This window comes from Nostoc sp. UIC 10890 (assembly GCF_054786515.1).
This window is the reverse complement of record NZ_JBSGKF010000001.1, coordinates 6,414,034-6,431,105: the sequence shown is the minus strand read 5'-3', so window position 1 is coordinate 6,431,105 and position 17,072 is coordinate 6,414,034. Positions and strand designations below refer to the sequence as shown.

The following is a 17,072-nucleotide window of genomic DNA, read 5'->3' as shown; positions in this document are numbered from 1 at the left end:
TCCCCATTCCCCACACCCCACATATTTATGTCTAATGAGATTACGATTCAGGTAAATGGGGAAACCCATAGCTGTTCGTTTGAAATTTCTTTACCCGACTTACTCCAACAATTGGGTTTTAATCCCCGTTTGGTGGCTGTGGAATATAACGGCGAAATTTTACACCGCCAGTTTTGGCCGGAAAAAAAAGTGCAGCCAGGCGATCGCTTAGAAGTAGTAACTATTGTCGGGGGTGGTTAGTTGATTTGAGTCAGCAAACCCAAATCCTTGAGGCTGCGTCGTGTAATCTCGATGCGGACTGGTGCATCTTCTGGTTTTTGCATATCAAGGATTGTGGCGAAAAAGTAAACGTTTTTGTTTTGCTCTAAATAACCCACGAACCAACCAACGTTTGGTTTAGTACTTGTTAACCATCCCGTTTTTCCTCTCAGTATGTAGTCTGGAGTTTGTTCACGTACCATAATGTCTTTGACAAGATTTATTGTCCGTTGCGAGAAAGGTAAATCGCCTTGATACAACCGTTGCAAAAACTTAATTTGCTCTTTGGGTGTAATTTGCAATGGCTGTTGTAACCAAAAACGATCAATGTCTGCGGCGGTGCCAATTTGACGGTTCCCGTAGCCTACTTTGTTAATAAATTGCTGCATCCGTTCATATCCAATTCTACGTGCCAGAACTTGATAGAACCAAACAGTTGAATCCTTAAAGGCTTGACGCAAATTCGTATCATAATTCCAGGCATCAATTTCTCGGTGAATTCCATCCCAAGTGAGAACCGCCACATCATCAGGAACTACACCTGTTTCTAGCGCCACCAATGCGTTAAAAATTTTGAATGTCGAAGCTGGAGCGATGGCAGTTGCATTACGTTGAGGATTGTGTTCATAGGTGCGGTTATTTTTTGAGTCGTAAATCAAGATTGAGCCTTCACGCCCAAATTCTTGAAAATGTCGCCCCAAATTTGGCGTTTTTACAGCGGGACGTTCAGATGAAGTGGAAGCAGGTTGAGCTAGAACATGCATTGTCCCAAAGGTAATCACACTCGATACAGCAAGACATCCAATGATTGTAAACACAAGAAATTGCTTTCGCCGCTCCACGTAGTGCCGAAGGAATTGTTCTATGCCAAACAAGATATTTTTCATTGCACATTTAGTAGAATCACAAGCGAGATTCTACACTGCAATCTTGCTCCTTTGCGGAGCTATTAGCTTTTGGTGATTGCTCAATCTGCATTCATCTCATAAAATTGCGTTTCTTCCCTCTGATTTATACAGCGATCGATGAAGGGTTCTACGCTTGGCTAATTCTTTACCTTTGCGGCCGAGTTGCTCACGTAGTTGCTGGTCTTTGCATAACCGATTGAAAGCTTGAAACACTTCATAACCAGAATTGGGATTAACCAGAATGCCATTTTCCTCATGCTGAACTGTATCTAAAACACCGCCTAAACGAGGAGCAATTACAGGCTTACCGAAGTAACTTGCTTCTAAATAAACGACACCAAAACCTTCCATATTATTAGGTTTAGTATCCAACAAAGTTAGCATGGCAAAGATGTCGCAAGCTGCATAATACCCTGCTAATTCTGGCTCTGGAACATATCCGGCAAAGTGGACGAACTTATCTACCCGCAAACGATGCACCAGAGATTTCAGTTCAGATTCACTTGGCCCTTGACCGCAGATTATATAGTGGACATCGACCCCAAAAGTTAGCAATAGTGGAATGTTATCAATTACTCGGTCGAAACCTTTATGTTTTATTAGTCTTCCGATGGAGAGAATAACTATTGCTGATTCGGGAATGTTGTACGTTTGACGCACGCGAACACGTAAATCATCAAGGCTACTGGGATTCGCTACATTATTACCAAATTTTTCTGGTCTAATTATTGGGTTGATAACATGGGTAGGAGTATTTAATCGTAAAGCAGTTCTGAGGTAGTCTCGTGTATAAGAACTGTTACAAACAATACCTTCGGCACGTTTGAGTGTTAATTTAAATAGCGATCGCAGCACGGGATTGTGTAAAGTACAAAGAAAATCATTGCCGTGCAGATAGATAAAAAAGCGAATAGGTAACAAATAGCTCAATAGCAACAGTGAAGGAAAATCATAGCCGTGGCCCCACTCTATATAACGGTAGTGATAGCGAAAATAGAGTTTAATTGCTAGGACAAATGAGCAAACTATATTGAGGAAAGGCTTTAGGATATTTCCCACACAGCCACTACGCCAGGATCTCGGATAAGACCAACGATATACAGGAAATTGCTGATTTTCATCAAATACTTTGTCTCCTGAGCAACTAGCCGCCAGCACAATAACTCGTTCTGGATCTTGGAGACAGCGATTGTAGATATATTCCCCAATTACAGCTTCTTTCGGCAGAAATAACCGGGATATGACTAGGATATCTGGGTATGCAGCTTTGTCTCTGATTTCGGCTGTTAGTTGAGAAATATGTTCCATAATAAAGTTGATGACTGTATTTCAAATAATTTTTAATTTATTTGCAATTAGGATTACTTTCAAAGCCATTATTATTATTTTATTTCTTTTAAAACGAATGTGTAGACAAATTTGAAGCCTATTTTAGAAGATTAGCCAGGAAGATTGTTTTTTTATTGTGTTGATCTTATTTTTGCTGCAAATTTCTCACTAGTTGAGAATTTCTGTGCATGATGAACAATAAATAAAAGCAAGCACTTATAGTCAAGTTACTCAGTGAACAACTGTTACGAAAATTACGAAATTTAGCTACGTTCAATACAATATCCTAAATACTATCTACTGTTGTGCCAAAATGCCAAAAACTTGAATAAGTAGTTGATAGGAATCTGGTGTCTATCTCCCTTTACTGATAAGCATCATGGACACTTCTTGTTATTCTGTGTATACGTAATTATAAAACTAAAAAATGTAGTAAATATTGCCTTCTGCTCCTGCCTCTCTTGTTAATTTGTTACAGTACAGCAAGATAATTGCGCCAACCGCCATACTGGGAAATATCCTGTGCATCGGGAATGATATATGGTTCACACAAAAATCCCTTGACTGAGGAACCATCTTCTAAGTCTAAAGTGCCAATTACTAGGGGTGGCGGTACTGCGGCGACAAAAGTACCAAAACCTTCTGCACTCAGACGCCAAAGTTCTACTTCAATGCCTACCCCAGAACCATCGAGATGCCGATCAAAACTGCCCCAGCTTGGAGTAAGCGATCAACTACCGTTGCCGTTTTTTCTGGGATGTAGCTGTAGGCTGGACAGGCTGCGGTTGTAGGTATTTTTGCCACATCTATATTAATATTATCTTTCACAGCGAAAGGGATGCCGTAAAGAGGCAAATTATCGAAATTCCTGCCAGCGAGGGATTGAGCTTGAGCGATCGCTTTTGCTTGTGGTAATAGATGAATCCAGACGGCATCGTTTCCCCGTGCGGCAATCCGGCGATAAACTGACTCAATGACATCTGTTGGTTGCAATTGAGCCGTTCGATAAGCTGTAAGCAGCGATGCAATATCCAGGCTGAACAAGTCGGTCATAATCCAATACGGTTCAGTTAAGGCTATGCAGTGCTTGAAACAACAAATACAGGAGGATTGGTTCTTGTTCCAGTACCTCTGTGTTTAACCTTTTTCGAGCGAAATTTTGATACAGGCTTTTTCACAACCCTTGGGTTGTTTCTATGAACCCTTTTAGGTAAAAGTTGGTCAAGAATTTCTACAGTTAACCAACTAAAAAAAAGGGAAGTTCTTGTGGTTGTAAGCGCTGGAATTTGGGAAGGGCACGACGAACAACTCGTAATGTTCCTGTGAAACTTAGACGTAAGGGTGAAACATTCGCGTTACTTGCAGCTTGAAAAATTAATAACCGGATAGCCCAATGTCCTAATAACAAACCGTAAACTTCTTGCACCACTTCACGTGGTTTTTGAGAACGAATATAAGAAAGCTTTGGTAAAGAGTTCAGTAATTCATGCTAATTCATGCTTCAGATTTAGTCTCCCCAGCTTTTTTAGAGGCAGCAATTGCACCAACTCCAAACAATAGACCTAGTAGGGAAGTGGGTTCAGGTATTGATGTAGATGAAGAACTCAGGGTAATATTGGCAGCAGAATCTTGATAGATGTATGTTCCTGCCCGTCCCACTTCACCCGTCAAGCTAATTTCAGAGCTTGAAGTTTTTTCTAAGGTATATCTAGGAGCATCAAAAGCAATGCCAAAATCAACTACTAAATTCCAATTCGACCTAGAATCAAGCTCAAAATCAACATCTGGGGTTAAGTTACCGCCATTAGCAGAGCCTCTCTTCAAATTCAGGTCTAGATTGTTGACGGATAGCTCCCAATCGCTCAAAGTCCCGGACTCTGAGTAAACCACGAATCCCGAATATTCGCTCTCTTCTGGCAAAGAGTTCGTAAGGAATGGGCTAGTAGCATCGACTAAGGTAAAATCACCCGAAAATTCTTGTCTAGTTAGAATAGCTCCCAGCACGGGAGTAGCATGAAATACGCTTGCAACTACCAAACCAATCACAACGACGCTAACTTTGGGGAGTCGAACTTGATTCATGGAAAGGTTATGGTATTTAAATTTGTTGAAGGTATGCTATCACATCCTTGGCAACTTAAGATACACTCAGTACACCAAAAAGTTCTGCGATGCCTGCGCTGTTCTCGAAGAATCGCTCAAGCACAGAAATGGGCAATACTATTAAAGAATTACTCAGTACCCTGAAGATTGATGAGCCTTGCGGCGTGATTCTGGAGTTTGAGGATGTTAACCCAGACAAATTTGCTCAACTGGTGACAGATGCGCCGCAATGGACTGAATGGATAGCGTGAGAAAGTTGCTCCCCATGATCGCTTATCCATTAGGACTTGCATTCAGCAATGGAATACGAGATGCTAAAAATAGCACTTCACAAGCCGTAGCGGTTGATGACAAGAGAGCGCCAATTTTGATTAACCAACAACAAAATTGTTGTTGGTTAGTGACAATCCACTCAAAAGTTGGGCAAATTTTACCTGACTAAACCCAGCAGCACTACCATCTTGGTCAAAGTACAATCCACCTGTAGTAAAGTCATAGATAAATCGTTGAGCGCTGGTCGTTGCAGATGTTCCGATGGTAAACTGATTAGCTGAAAGTGAACCTATTGATAACCCGCCAGCAAAAGAAAAAGTTGATATCTGAATCAAGTCATTAGTGGCGTTGAAGTCATAAAGATCGTCAACACCTTCATTGTAATTATAGAAAACAAAGGTATCAGTCCCATTCCCTCCAATTAGGCTGTCATTACCCTTTCCACCTCTCAGGGTATCATTGCCGTTACTCCCCACAATCAAGTCATTGTAATCTGTACCTGAGATATTTAATCTTTCGATATTGTTGTAATTAATTAGATACGTATCTGCCCTAACCGATCCAGTGTTAGTAGTAGCATCAAAAGTCGAAGAGATCCCTTTTGTAGTGCCATTGTAATATACGGACAATAAATCGTTACCATTACCCCCATTTACCCTTTGAGTCGCTAAATCAGAAGGGACATCACCTGAGGATGCGATGCCTAAAAAGAAGGAATCATTGCCATCATCCCCAGAAAGCAGGTTATTACCTTTTGTACTGACAGCAGACAAGGTATCGTCACCAGCGCCACCGTTGAGGGTGTTATTAACTATGGAAAGAGTAGGGTCGCTCTCAGAGATGTCAAGATAATCATTGCCATCGCCCCCAGAGAGCAGATTATTGCCTGTTGAACGGCTACCATTCAAGATATCGTTACCTGCACCTCCTTCTAGGGTGTTATTACCTGTGGAGCGAGAATCTTCGGAGTAGTCAAAGGAGGAGGAGTAGTAGTAGCCGCCAGAGATGTTAAGATAATCATTGCCATCGCCCCCAGAGAGCAGATTATCGCCTCTTGAACCGCTACCATTCAAGGTATCGTTACCTGCACTTCCTTCTAGGGTGTTATTACCTGTGGAGCGAGAGTCGGAGGAATCGTTAGATCTGTTAATGTAGCTGCCAGAGATGTCAAGAGAATCATTGCCATCACCCCCAGAGAGCAGATTATCGCCTCTTGAACCGCTACCATTCAAGCGATCGTCACCGACACCTCCTTGTAGGGTATTATTACCTATTGAACCGCTAACATTCAATATATCGTCATCGGCATCTCCGTCAAGGATATTATTGCCTGCACCGCCAATCAGAGAATCATTGCCTGCACCGCCAACCAGAGAATCATTGCCTGCACCACCTCTAATGATGTCATTACCACTCAATCCGTCGATGATATCATTACCCCCTTGACCATTGATGACATCATTAGAGTTGTCAAAACCTGTAATATTGTTATTGAGGTCATTTAGGAAAGTAACAGTGTTCTTATTGAACAGGTTCGTTTGAGTGGAATTTGCATCAAACACATCAAAACTGTCAGTGACACTAGTTTCTCCATAAAAGAGGATATTGCCAATAGCAGGTCGTGAAGAAGTTGCTGACAAATTATCCAGGTTTTCTAATTTGAAATTTTGCAGAATGACTTTGCTATTAGCGAGATTTTCAAAAGTGATTTCTAAGTTGTTGCCATTTTGAGTTAATTGCAGATTTTGAGCAGTGAATCCATTACTTGGAAATTGCAAGGTGTCTAAAGAGGCAATCACTGTTGCTGAGGGATTTGAGCCTTTACCCACACCACCGAAATCGGTAATAGTATCAGTATCTTTGTTGTAGGAAATGTCGCTGTTGTAAACAAATACATCCTTACCAGCGCCACCAGTTAGAGTATCATTACCAACGCCCCCAGAGAGCGTATCGTTTCCACTGTTCCCCACAATCCGGTCATTGTAACTTGTACCTAAGACATTTAATCGTTCGATATTCTTGTAATTAACCTGATTCGTACCCGACCTAATTGAGCCAGTGTTAGTAGTGGCATTGTAAGTTGTTGCAATCGCCGCACTACCGTTGTAATTGACGGACAACACATCGTCACCCTCACCCCCATCAATGGTATCATTGCCACCATTGCCCGTGGAGAGCGTATCGTTTCCACTGTTCCCCACAATTCGGTCATTGTAGTCTGTACCTAAGATATTTAATCGTTCGATATTCTTGTAATTAACCTGATTCGTACCTGACCTAATTGAGCCAGTGTTAGTAGTGGCATTGTAAGTTGTTGCGATCGCCCCAGCACTACTGTTGTAATTGACGGACAACACATCGTCACCTTCACCCCCATCTATGGTATCAATGCCACCATTGCCCGTGGAGAGCGTATCGTTTCCACTGTTCCCCACAATGTTGTCATTGTAGTCTGTACCTGAGATATTTAATCGTTCGATATCCTTGTAATTAACCCGATAGGCGCCAACCGTAATTGAGCCAATGTTAGTAGTAGGATTGAATGTCGTTGTAATCCCTCCTGTAGCAGCGCCGTAATAACTGTAATTAATGGACAATAAATCGTCACCCTTACCCCCATCTACCGTTTGATTCTCTAATTTTAGATAGAAGGAATCATTACCATCGTCCCCAAAGAGGAAGTTATTTCCTGTTGAATCCTCAACCCTCAAGGTATCGTCACCAGCACCACCGTTGAGAGTATTATTGCCTGAAGACAAGAATCTATCATCGTAGTAAGTGGGAATACCAGAGATATCAAGATAATCATTGCCATCGCCACCAGATAGTAGATTATTGCCGGATGTTCCTTGAGCTATCAAGTAATCGCTACCAGCGCCACCGTTGAGGGTGTTATTCCCTGCTGAGATAAAATTAGGGTCTCCTCTATAAGTTGCAATTCCAGAGGTGGAGAGAGAATCATTGCCATCGCCCCCAATAAGTAAGTTATTGCCTGATGGAGACTGAGCATTCAGGGTATCGTCGCCAGCGCCTCCTTCTAGGGTGTTATTACCTGAGGAGGGATAATAGATGTTAGGACTTACACTGCTATAAACGTTAGAAGTGGAGAGAGAATCATTGCCATCGCCCCCAATAAGTAAGTTATTGCCTGATGTTGCCCCAGCGTTCAAGGTATCGTTACCAACGCCACCCTTGAGGGTGTTATCGCCTATTGAAAATTCAACATTTAAGTAATCATTACCAGTATCACCAACGAGGAAGTCATTGCCTGTGGAGGAGTCATTGCCGGTACCGCCAACGAGAGAATCATTGCCAGCACCACCAATGAGGGTATCATTCCCTGCGCCGCCTCTCAAAAGGTCATTCCCACTCAAGCCGTCAATGATGTCATCGCCCCCCTGACCATTGATGACATCATCTGAGTTGTTAAAGCCGCTAACATTATTGTTGAGGTCGTTAAGAAATGTGACTGTGTTTTTGTTGAAGATAGTACTTTCGGTGGAGTTGGCATTGAAAACATCAAAGTTATCCGTGATGCTAATTTGGCCAGAAAACAGTATATTGCCTAACTCTACAGTGGCTCCTGTCGATTTGTTCAGGTTTTCCAGGTTTTCCAAAGCAAAATTTTGCAGGATAACTGGGGCACCAAAAACCCTTGTTGTATAAGCATCCCCTTCAAAGTTGATTTCCAGATTGTTGCCTTTCTGGGTCAACAGCAAATTTCGGGCAGTGGAGCCATCGCCCTGGAATTCTAGGGTGTCCACTTCGGTAATAACTGATGCTGTCGGGTTTTTCCCTTTACCTACGCCACCAAAATCGGTGATGATAGCAGTCGTATTGCTGTAGCCGTAATAGTAAACGAATTTATCATTGCCACCTCCACCAGTTAAGGTGTCGTTCCCACCGTAATAATCAATATATATAGTATCGTTGCCTGCTCTACCATCAATCGTATCTGGTTGATCAGAACTACCTTGTAGGGTATCGTTACCGTTGGTTCCAATGATGTTTGCCATAAATTTCTACCTACCCTAAGCGATTTTTTCAGTAACTTCAGTTCTTAAGCCCTTGCTTGTGTGGGTTAACCACACAAACAACTCACCGAAATTCGACGTTTTCGGCATACTTTATCCGTCAAACTTGAGAATCAGTAATTTTGTCGACAATTCACCTATTCACTGGCTTTTATGTCAGACTTATTTAACTATTCTCTTACTATCTAAGCCTTAAGCACTGTACAAAATTATAAGCATCTGCATTCAGGATAATCGCTCATTTCAGGCTTTGTTAATCATGTTTATTCAGTAGAAATTATTAAACAATAATCAAAAAATCTGGCAATTAAATGCCTAAAACACAGCCTTAATATTTGTTTTTTGCCAGTGCCTAAGCCCTACTAGAAGAGAAAGATTTTTATGCCCACCTTGTAGATTATTTTGTCTAAATGTCTAGCTTGAAAATAGAGAACTTTTGAATGACCTCAAAATAACTGCATAGTCAATATCTTACTTAAGTATCTGTGCCTAAAAAGGCATCTTTGTATATTCTTCATATTCTTTGCCGAAAAATGTATATACAAATACTCAGCTTTATATACTCTTCATCTTCTTCTAGTTTCTAAGCAATGTTTTTTGAAACCAGTAGGCAACTGCTTTAATATATAATCCTTGTGGTAGGGTGTTAAACCAATCTGCATCAAATGGATTATTGTATATCTGCTCAAAGATATTTTCTATTACTATTTTTTCTTCGCTATCACTGTACTTCTGGTAATCTTCAATTTGCTGATTAATAAAACTAAGGTCTTGACGATAAATACCAATGCGGATTTCTCTGATACACTGGCGTAAGCTGTAGAATATATGTTTGCATCAACCATCATAATCATAAGGAAAGGTACAACAAGCTGAGGTAATTCCACCTGCATCAAAACGAATACTGACTTGATATGGTGTAATTTCGCTACATTCTACCTCTGCTGGAATCAGATTACCTCGTTTTTTTAGATCAGCGTTAGCGAAGCTCACCGAAGGTATCGCATCCCTGCGGTAATATTCTTCACCACGACTGTAGGATGAAGCGTTGGAGTTATGACGTATTATTGCTTCAGAAATTTCTGGAATCGACATAGCACCCAAGTCTTTTATTTTTAGCTTAAGTAAGTGGGCGTAAATAATTAAAGGTTTGTAGTGGGGACTTTAGTCTTCTCTTAAGGACTAAAGCCCTTACTACGAGCTAATTCAATTGAATTTTACATTACTTAATATAGTTTGATTTATTCTTACCCACTTACTTACGCTTAAACTGTCTTTATTTCCTCTTGGGTCTGTATCCCACTTAAATTTAATATCCATAAATGAAATTACCTGAAGCCGGAGGAGGTTCTGGAGTGTGAGAAATTCCGCATACAGGACACTTATGGAATGAGCATAACCTCTGAACTGGTTGAGCAAGATGACGGGGGGTTAATTAATTACACAGGATACTGCTATGCTCCACTTTATATTTTTTGTGGCAAACACTTATTGCCAGCGAAACTCCGCCCTTCTAATGTAGACCCAGCAGCCGGGGTATTAGAATAGTAAATCTGTACAACATATAAATTATAAATTCTGCTTTAATGTGAAGATTAAATGACTCTTAAATCGTGTAAAAGGGTACTCTTATATCTTGCTTGAATCTGATATCTTCTTGGACACAGCTTTGTTGTTGTCAGGTAGATTAATGAGTCGAATTAATGGATTTGTAGGGCGACGTGATTTCTTAAAATTTGCAAGTGTAGTAGGTATTGCGGCTACTGCTTTTGGTGATAGCTTTTGGAATTCAGAGCAAACTGCTGTTGCTGATATTCACCCAGTCAACCCTAATCCAATCAGTGCGAATGAAGCCATCAGACGTTTACTGGATGGTAATCAAAGATTTATCCAGCAAAAACGTCAATATCCCGCTCAATCACTAGAACGTCTACGATTAGTTGCTAAAACTCAGTATCCTTTTGCCGCTATATTAGGCTGTGCAGATTCTAGAGTACCTGCGGAAATCGTTTTTGATCAAGGACTTGGAGATTTATTTGTTGTGCGAGTTGCTGGTAATGTTGTCAGTGACACGGTTATAGGTAGTCTGGAATACTCTACAACTGTATTGGGTTCGCAGTTAATTGTAGTTTTGGGTCATAAAAGATGTGGTGCAGTCGCAGAAGCAATCAAAAACGAACCAATTCCTGGCAGAATTGGTTTGATTATTGAGGGCATCAAACCATCTATAGAAAGGATAAAGTTAAGAACGGGTGATAATATGCAGGATGCAGTTATAGCTAATATTCAATATCAAGCTGAAAAATTGCAGGAAAGCTCAACTATTTTAGCTAAATTACTTCGTGAAGATAAACTCAAAATTGTTGGCGCTTGTTACGATATTGACACTGGTAAAGTCAACATTATTACTTGAACAAAACTAACAAAAATTCAGAAAAACCTAAAAACAATGCACAGCCTAAGCTTGTAACAAATAATCCTAGCAGGAACCACATAACAGGGACACCTGCCAGGAAGGTATAGTATATTCTGGCCATGTTTGATTAGGTTAGCGCTTATTTATAAAAATAATTGCGTATCCCTAGATACAATAACTAAATACTTTGGGAAACACAGTTAAGAAAAGTTACTAAATAGGTTAATTTCCAATTAAAATCAATAATTTACCCACTGAGTGCTGAATAAATTTAAGAAGTACTCAGTACTTCTGCACTACAGTAAAAGCCCCACGCCTTGTGGGCGGTCTTTCAACTCAGCACTTGGAACTCAGCACTCAGCACTCTTCATAGAATGAAGACACGGGGGGCACGGAAAAATATTTCCCAATGTACCATGCCTGTACCAATACTGCTTGGGTAAAGCATTTTGAACTCGGAATTGGGTTTTGGGTAAAGGTTAAAGGGTAAAGGTTAAAGGTTTTTTCTTACCCCTTACCCCAAACCCAATTCCCCAAAACCCGACAAGTATTGATGCCTATACTTCTCTATGAGAGGCTGTGCTAACGGCAAAGCTCAGTACAAGTGCCTCATGCCCCATAATATAAGAAAGCGCTTCACACTTCTTAAATAATCAGCTTTATTAGAACAATGGCGAGAGACTTGCGGGGATTCATTAAAATTTTGGAAGAAAGAGGACAATTACGGCGAATTTCTGCTTTAGTTGACCCAAATCTGGAAATTGCTGAGATTTCCAACCGGATGCTGCAAAAAGGTGGGCCAGGGTTGTTGTTTGAAAACGTCAAAGGCGCTTCCTTCCCGGTGGCGGTGAATTTGATGGGAACTGTGGAAAGGATTTGCTGGGCGATGAATATGCAGCATCCAGAGGAGTTGGAAACTCTGGGGAAAAAACTCAGTATGCTGCAACAGCCAAAACCGCCGAAGAAGATTTCCCAGGCGATAGATTTTGGGAAAGTATTGTTTGACGTGGTGAAGGCGAAACCAGGACGAGACTTTTTCCCTGCTTGTCAGCAAGTTGTGCTTCAAGGTAATGATTTAGATTTAAACAAGTTACCTTTGATACGTCCTTATATTGGTGATGCTGGCAAGATTATCACGCTAGGACTGGTAATTACCAAAGATTGTGAGACGGGGACACCAAATGTGGGTGTGTATCGTTTACAACTGCAATCCAAGAATACGATGACGGTTCACTGGTTATCGGTGCGGGGTGGGGCCAGGCATTTGCGAAAAGCGGCCGAACGTGGGAAGAAATTAGAAGTTGCGATCGCACTTGGTGTAGATCCTCTAATTATTATGGCAGCAGCTACACCCATCCCTGTAGATTTATCAGAATGGCTGTTCGCTGGACTCTACGGCGGTTCTGGTGTGCAGTTGGCGAAGTGTAAAACCGTCGATTTAGAAGTTCCCGCAGATTCCGAATTTGTCTTGGAAGGGACGATTACACCAGGAGAAGTTTTACCCGATGGGCCTTTTGGCGACCACATGGGTTATTACGGTGGCGTGGAAGATTCGCCGTTGGTACGCTTTGAGTGTATGACACATCGGAAAAATCCGATTTACTTAACAACATTTAGCGGTCGCCCACCTAAAGAAGAAGCGATGATGGCGATCGCACTAAATCGCATTTATACCCCCATACTGCGGCAACAAGTATCAGAAATTGTCGATTTCTTCCTCCCAATGGAAGCTTTGAGTTACAAAGCGGCGATTATTTCCATTGATAAAGCATATCCAGGACAAGCGCGACGGGCGGCTTTAGCGTTTTGGAGTGCTTTACCACAATTTACATACACAAAATTTGTAATTGTGGTGGATAAAGACATAAATATTCGTGATCCGCGTCAAGTTGTGTGGGCAATTAGTTCCAAAGTTGACCCAGTGCGGGATGTCTTTATTCTGCCAAATACACCTTTTGATACCTTGGATTTTGCCAGTGAAAAGATTGGCTTAGGTGGACGGATGGGAATTGATGCAACTACAAAGATTCCACCGGAAACAGACCATGAATGGGGTTCACCTTTGGAATCTGATCCAGAGGTGGCGGCGATGGTAGAGAGACGATGGGCGGAGTATGGTTTAGCAGAGTTGCAATTAGGAGAAGTAGACCCGAATTTGTTTGGCTATGATATGAGGTAATGTATTAGATAGAAACTGGTAAAAATCTATACTGGCTATCAGCTTAACTGATTTTTATCAGTCAAACTTTCCCAAAAGTAACAACATATCAGAATGAAAAGGCTGGAGAACATAGCCTGATATAAATATCTCTTTGCTCATCGGCAAAACTTCTTCTCCCATGAAGTATTCTTGTATTATCAATCATTAAAACATCCCCTTTTTGCCACGAAATTTCCGTGGTTATTTTTTCAGCAATTTCATTCAGTTCAGACACAACCTCATCAGAAATCTCTGAATCATCCTCAAAGTTAAGGATTTTTGGACTTAATTGCTTTGTGGGCAATAGACTATTAATAAACACTTGATACTTTCCACATCTGCTAGGGATAATAGCTGGACAAATGTATTCAAGCATAATCGATTGATCATCATTTACTGTCAGATGCATTTTATTCTTCTGACACATTTCTTCTAGCTTATTCAAATCATCTGTTTGGTATTTTTTCTGCCAGTCTTGTTGAGACATCCGAACAGTAAACTTTAACTTCTTTTTGCTGAACAACTCTTTGGTTGAACTACTAATTTCATTAAAAAATTGTCTGCCATCACATACCGTAGTTTCACCATTTTGTAATGGTGGATTAGCACAGAAAAACCACAGCATAAGTGGGATATTCTGCTGATAATACATTTCTCCGTGCAATTTAATCTCAGACTTAAAATCATTGACGCTTAAAAGAGTCTCATCTCCATTAATTACCCTTCTACTGAATGCACCACCATAATAATTTATAAAATCAGTACTCAAGAGATTGGTAAATTCTTTAAAAATGTCAGTATTAACATCAAATCCTCTAAAAAGTAAGATTCCATTAGATTTAAACAAGCTAATAATTTCTTCTTTGTCTAATTCTAAAATACTGACATGATCGAGATTAATAATCTCTTGAACTATGCTATCTGATATGCTCTGGATCTTGGTATTCATATAACTTCATAAATCTTTGTCGAAACCTCAACACACTGTTGGTGCTAACTACATTATATACTGGCATCTTAATACTCAATCATGTCGTCGTGTTTCATCCATGAGCAATCGCAGGACTAAATTTTGTCAAATTAAAAGTGTTATTACAGTACTAAAATATCTTTTAGAGAACTACCTTACAAAGTTAACCCTAACTTTGTAAGGTAGTTTATGAGACATAAATAAGACTTCAGCCTTGGATACTGATGCCAGATAATTGAAGAAAAGATGACAAAAAAAGTGAAAAATCCAGCATTAAAGTTAGTAACAAGATTGGCATTCAGTTGTATTAGCGTGATGTTCAATACAGGTATAGCTCATCAAATAGCTTTAGCGAAATCAACTAATGTACAAAAGTGCGATATTCTTGCCTATGTAACTGACACAGATCCACAAGGTTTAAATGTGCGGAGTGGTGCAAGTAGAAATAAGACAATTCTAGGGCAAATCCCGATCAACGAAACAGTTCAGGTTATTGGTGCTGCTGGAGATTGGGTACAGATTACTAATGCTAGTGATGGTTTTCAAGGAACTGGATGGGTATTCGTGCCAAAGTTAGGCTTAACAACACAGGGTTACGGTACTAATGGTGTGGATTTATATAGTAGTATCAGTCAAGAAAGCCGAAAATTGAGAATAATTCCTGCTAATACGGCTGTCAAATTACTCGGTTGTCAAGGAGATTGGGCACAGGTGGAATATCAGGGTGTTAAGGGGTGGTTAACAAGGGAAGATCAATGTGGTGCAGCCCTTACTAGTTGTTCTTAGAACCCCACCCCCAAATCCCTCCTCGCAAGCCTATCCATGCTTGCGACTTGGACAGATGCGGCATCTTTTCTATTTTCTCCCTAACGCTGCGCTAACTGAGCGCTGGCTTTCGGTATTCAGACAACTCTCGGCGTCTCTTCTGGAAATATACTTTTTCAGCAACTTACCCACAATCGAAATACCTTGCTCAATCTCCTCTTGCGGAAGGCAGAAAGTCAGACGCATCGCTGGATAACCCTGCTTATCGGGGAAAAATGCCGAACCGCACGCTAGATAGACATTTTGCGCGAAGGCTTCCTTGCGAATTGTCCCAATCGGAAGATCATCTGGTAACTGTACCCAAAGAAATAATCCTCCCGTGGGAACTGTCCAGCGAATCTCTTCAGGAAAGTAACGTTCCAAAGCTTGCAGCATCGTATTACGACTTTGCAGATTATCTGTGCGAAGTCGGCTGAGATGACGGCGGTAATGTCCGGAAGCAAGATATTCGCTAACTATTGTTTGCGAAATACTGGATGTATGCAAGTCATGAAGCAACTTCTGCTCAATAATTGCTTGATAATGCTTACCTGTAACTACCATATAACCGACTCTTAAACCAGGCATTAAAGTTTTAGAAAAGGTGCTTAAGTAAGTCACCAAATTATTTTTATCTAAAGCTTTAATTGGCGCTGGCACTGCATCAAAATTTATTCCTTCATAAGCATTATCTTCCAAAATTGGACACTCATACTTTTCGGCTAATGCTAATAATTGTTGACGATGATTTTGTGTTGTCGTTAATCCGGTTGGATTGTGAAAGGTACTAATGGTATAAATTAATTTCGGGCGGTGACTGTATAGATATTGCTCTAATAAATCTAAATTCATTCCCTCGGCAGTCATGGGAATACCAATAATCTTGGCTCCTAAGTTTTCTAAGATAGAAATTGCGCCATAATATGTGGGAGCTTCCACAATCACCCAATCACCAGGTTGTACATAATAATTCATCGCTAATGACAACCCTTGCTGAGAGCCATTAGTAATAATTAAATCCTCTGGAAAAACCTCTAATCCTTGATGTACTAGCATCTGGGCAATTTGTCTGCACAGAGTTAGTTGTCCTTGAGGCATCTCATGAGGAAAGAAAATATCAGTATCTTCTTGTCTTAGCGCTCGTCTGGCAATGAGGTTGATATCTTTTGGTGGACGAGGATAACCGTAGCCAAAATTAATTATTCCTGGCTCAGTTTGTGCTTGCACCAGTGGAGTATACATTTCATAAAAAGAACACTTTCCTGGTTTTGTAATTATGACATTTTGGGCTGGGGCAAATGTAGATTCTAGGTTGGTAATGTTCAGAGAAACACTGCTGACAAAATATCCTGAACCCTGACGGGCAGAAACAATTCCATCTGCTTCTAAAACGTTATAGGCTTCAATAATAGTGAGTTTGTTAACTTGTAAACTATCTGCTAGAGAACGGATAGAAGGCAGGCGATCGCCATTTTTGAGTGCGCCAGATTTAATCAGACGACTGATGCGATCGCGAATCTGCAAATAAATCGGTTTGTGTGATTGCCGTTCTAACAAAATCTTCATTTTGGCGCACTCGTCAATGACTGAATAATCATCAATACTGGCAATATAAGCTATTTGTACCAACTTTACCTAGTACAGTTGAGAGTTTTTTTACTATACCAGTTGAATCGAAGCTGAACTGTACTAGATCAAATCTGCCAAAACTGTACCTTCTCAGTTTAAAACTCTTACGTGAAAGTAAAAGTAATAGTTCACTATTTATCAGGTGCTT

Annotated in this window: 14 protein-coding genes and 2 pseudogenes; 6 read left to right on the top strand and 10 right to left on the bottom strand. The window is 40.6% G+C overall.

What is annotated here, in order from left to right:
* Positions 1 to 27 precede the first annotated feature (27 nt).
* Positions 28 to 240: a sulfur carrier protein ThiS gene (gene thiS / locus ACWATR_RS26530; RefSeq protein ID WP_435026698.1), complete on the top strand. Its 213-nt coding sequence runs from the start codon at positions 28 to 30 to the stop codon at positions 238 to 240.
* Here thiS and blaOXA read toward each other — a convergent pair.
* The 6 genes and pseudogenes from blaOXA to ACWATR_RS26500 all read right to left on the bottom strand — a co-directional run bounded on the left by blaOXA (position 237) and on the right by ACWATR_RS26500 (position 4,577).
* Entirely contained in the window at positions 237 to 1,145 is a 909-nt protein-coding gene (gene blaOXA / locus ACWATR_RS26525; protein WP_460338882.1) for a class D beta-lactamase, read from the bottom strand. The two genes, thiS and blaOXA, sit on opposite strands and share 4 nt — an antisense overlap.
* Before the next feature lie 96 nt (positions 1,146 to 1,241).
* Entirely contained in the window at positions 1,242 to 2,474 is a 1,233-nt protein-coding gene (locus ACWATR_RS26520) for a glycosyltransferase family 4 protein (RefSeq protein WP_460338880.1), read from the bottom strand.
* 493 nt (positions 2,475 to 2,967) lie between these two features.
* On the bottom strand, positions 2,968 to 3,147 hold the full coding sequence (locus ACWATR_RS26515; RefSeq protein WP_460340696.1) for an allophanate hydrolase-related protein: 180 nt from the start codon (positions 3,145 to 3,147) through the stop codon (positions 2,968 to 2,970).
* Between the two features lie 23 nt (positions 3,148 to 3,170).
* Complete coding sequence (locus tag ACWATR_RS26510; RefSeq protein WP_460338878.1) at positions 3,171 to 3,548, bottom strand: amidase family protein; 378 nt, start codon at positions 3,546 to 3,548, stop codon at positions 3,171 to 3,173.
* A gap of 184 nt (positions 3,549 to 3,732) precedes the next feature.
* A pseudogene (locus tag ACWATR_RS26505) lies at positions 3,733 to 3,948 on the bottom strand (IS4 family transposase); the annotation flags it as partial.
* Between the two features lie 41 nt (positions 3,949 to 3,989).
* A complete protein-coding gene (locus tag ACWATR_RS26500) occupies positions 3,990 to 4,577 on the bottom strand; it encodes a PEP-CTERM sorting domain-containing protein (protein ID WP_460338876.1) in 588 nt (195 codons plus the stop codon).
* An 89-nt stretch (positions 4,578 to 4,666) separates the two neighbouring features.
* On the opposite strand from ACWATR_RS26500, the gene ACWATR_RS26495 reads away from it, so the two are divergent.
* Positions 4,667 to 4,849: a hypothetical protein gene (locus ACWATR_RS26495; RefSeq protein WP_460338874.1), complete on the top strand. Its 183-nt coding sequence runs from the start codon at positions 4,667 to 4,669 to the stop codon at positions 4,847 to 4,849.
* A 120-nt stretch (positions 4,850 to 4,969) separates the two neighbouring features.
* Here the strand turns inward: ACWATR_RS26495 and ACWATR_RS26490 are convergent, their stop codons facing one another.
* Positions 4,970 to 8,887, bottom strand: coding sequence for a beta strand repeat-containing protein (locus ACWATR_RS26490; protein ID WP_460338872.1), 3,918 nt, complete (start codon positions 8,885 to 8,887; stop codon positions 4,970 to 4,972).
* Positions 8,888 to 9,742: 855 nt separating this feature from the next.
* A complete protein-coding gene (locus ACWATR_RS26485) occupies positions 9,743 to 10,000 on the bottom strand; it encodes an SWIM zinc finger family protein (RefSeq protein WP_460338870.1) in 258 nt (85 codons plus the stop codon).
* A 345-nt stretch (positions 10,001 to 10,345) separates the two neighbouring features.
* On the opposite strand from ACWATR_RS26485, the pseudogene ACWATR_RS26480 reads away from it, so the two are divergent.
* From ACWATR_RS26480 to ACWATR_RS26470, 3 genes and pseudogenes are all read left to right on the top strand, one after another.
* Positions 10,346 to 10,450: pseudogene (locus ACWATR_RS26480) on the top strand (transposase); the annotation flags it as partial.
* Positions 10,451 to 10,595: 145 nt separating this feature from the next.
* Complete coding sequence (locus ACWATR_RS26475; RefSeq protein ID WP_460338868.1) at positions 10,596 to 11,318, top strand: carbonic anhydrase; 723 nt, start codon at positions 10,596 to 10,598, stop codon at positions 11,316 to 11,318.
* A 673-nt stretch (positions 11,319 to 11,991) separates the two neighbouring features.
* Positions 11,992 to 13,500: a UbiD family decarboxylase gene (locus ACWATR_RS26470; protein ID WP_460338866.1), complete on the top strand. Its 1,509-nt coding sequence runs from the start codon at positions 11,992 to 11,994 to the stop codon at positions 13,498 to 13,500.
* An 88-nt stretch (positions 13,501 to 13,588) separates the two neighbouring features.
* Here the strand turns inward: ACWATR_RS26470 and ACWATR_RS26465 are convergent, their stop codons facing one another.
* Positions 13,589 to 14,470, bottom strand: coding sequence for a TauD/TfdA family dioxygenase (locus ACWATR_RS26465; protein WP_460338864.1), 882 nt, complete (start codon positions 14,468 to 14,470; stop codon positions 13,589 to 13,591).
* 267 nt (positions 14,471 to 14,737) lie between these two features.
* Here ACWATR_RS26465 and ACWATR_RS26460 point away from each other — a divergent pair, with 267 nt between their 5' ends.
* Positions 14,738 to 15,277, top strand: a complete 540-nt coding sequence (locus ACWATR_RS26460; protein ID WP_460338862.1) for an SH3 domain-containing protein — start codon at positions 14,738 to 14,740, stop codon at positions 15,275 to 15,277.
* Positions 15,278 to 15,346: 69 nt separating this feature from the next.
* On the opposite strand, the gene ACWATR_RS26455 is transcribed toward ACWATR_RS26460, so the two are convergent.
* The gene (locus tag ACWATR_RS26455; RefSeq protein WP_460338860.1) at positions 15,347 to 16,924 is read right to left on the bottom strand and encodes an aminotransferase-like domain-containing protein; all 1,578 of its coding nucleotides are present in this window, start codon (positions 16,922 to 16,924) and stop codon (positions 15,347 to 15,349) included.
* Positions 16,925 to 17,072: the final 148 nt, after the last annotated feature.

Excerpts from the sequence above, each read along its gene's own strand:
- ACWATR_RS26460 (WP_460338862.1), top strand. The coding sequence starts at position 14,738 with ATGACAAAAAAAGTGAAAAATCCAGCATTAAAGTTAGTAACAAGATTG.
- ACWATR_RS26465 (WP_460338864.1), bottom strand. The coding sequence starts at position 14,470 with ATGAATACCAAGATCCAGAGCATATCAGATAGCATAGTTCAAGAGATT.
- thiS (WP_435026698.1), top strand. The coding sequence starts at position 28 with ATGTCTAATGAGATTACGATTCAGGTAAATGGGGAAACCCATAGCTGT.
- ACWATR_RS26510 (WP_460338878.1), bottom strand. The coding sequence starts at position 3,548 with ATGACCGACTTGTTCAGCCTGGATATTGCATCGCTGCTTACAGCTTAT.
- ACWATR_RS26500 (WP_460338876.1), bottom strand. The coding sequence starts at position 4,577 with ATGAATCAAGTTCGACTCCCCAAAGTTAGCGTCGTTGTGATTGGTTTG.
- ACWATR_RS26475 (WP_460338868.1), top strand. The coding sequence starts at position 10,596 with ATGAGTCGAATTAATGGATTTGTAGGGCGACGTGATTTCTTAAAATTT.
- ACWATR_RS26520 (WP_460338880.1), bottom strand. The coding sequence starts at position 2,474 with ATGGAACATATTTCTCAACTAACAGCCGAAATCAGAGACAAAGCTGCA.
- blaOXA (WP_460338882.1), bottom strand. The coding sequence starts at position 1,145 with ATGAAAAATATCTTGTTTGGCATAGAACAATTCCTTCGGCACTACGTG.
- ACWATR_RS26490 (WP_460338872.1), bottom strand. The coding sequence starts at position 8,887 with ATGGCAAACATCATTGGAACCAACGGTAACGATACCCTACAAGGTAGT.
- ACWATR_RS26470 (WP_460338866.1), top strand. The coding sequence starts at position 11,992 with ATGGCGAGAGACTTGCGGGGATTCATTAAAATTTTGGAAGAAAGAGGA.
- ACWATR_RS26495 (WP_460338874.1), top strand. The coding sequence starts at position 4,667 with ATGCCTGCGCTGTTCTCGAAGAATCGCTCAAGCACAGAAATGGGCAAT.
- ACWATR_RS26485 (WP_460338870.1), bottom strand. The coding sequence starts at position 10,000 with ATGTCGATTCCAGAAATTTCTGAAGCAATAATACGTCATAACTCCAAC.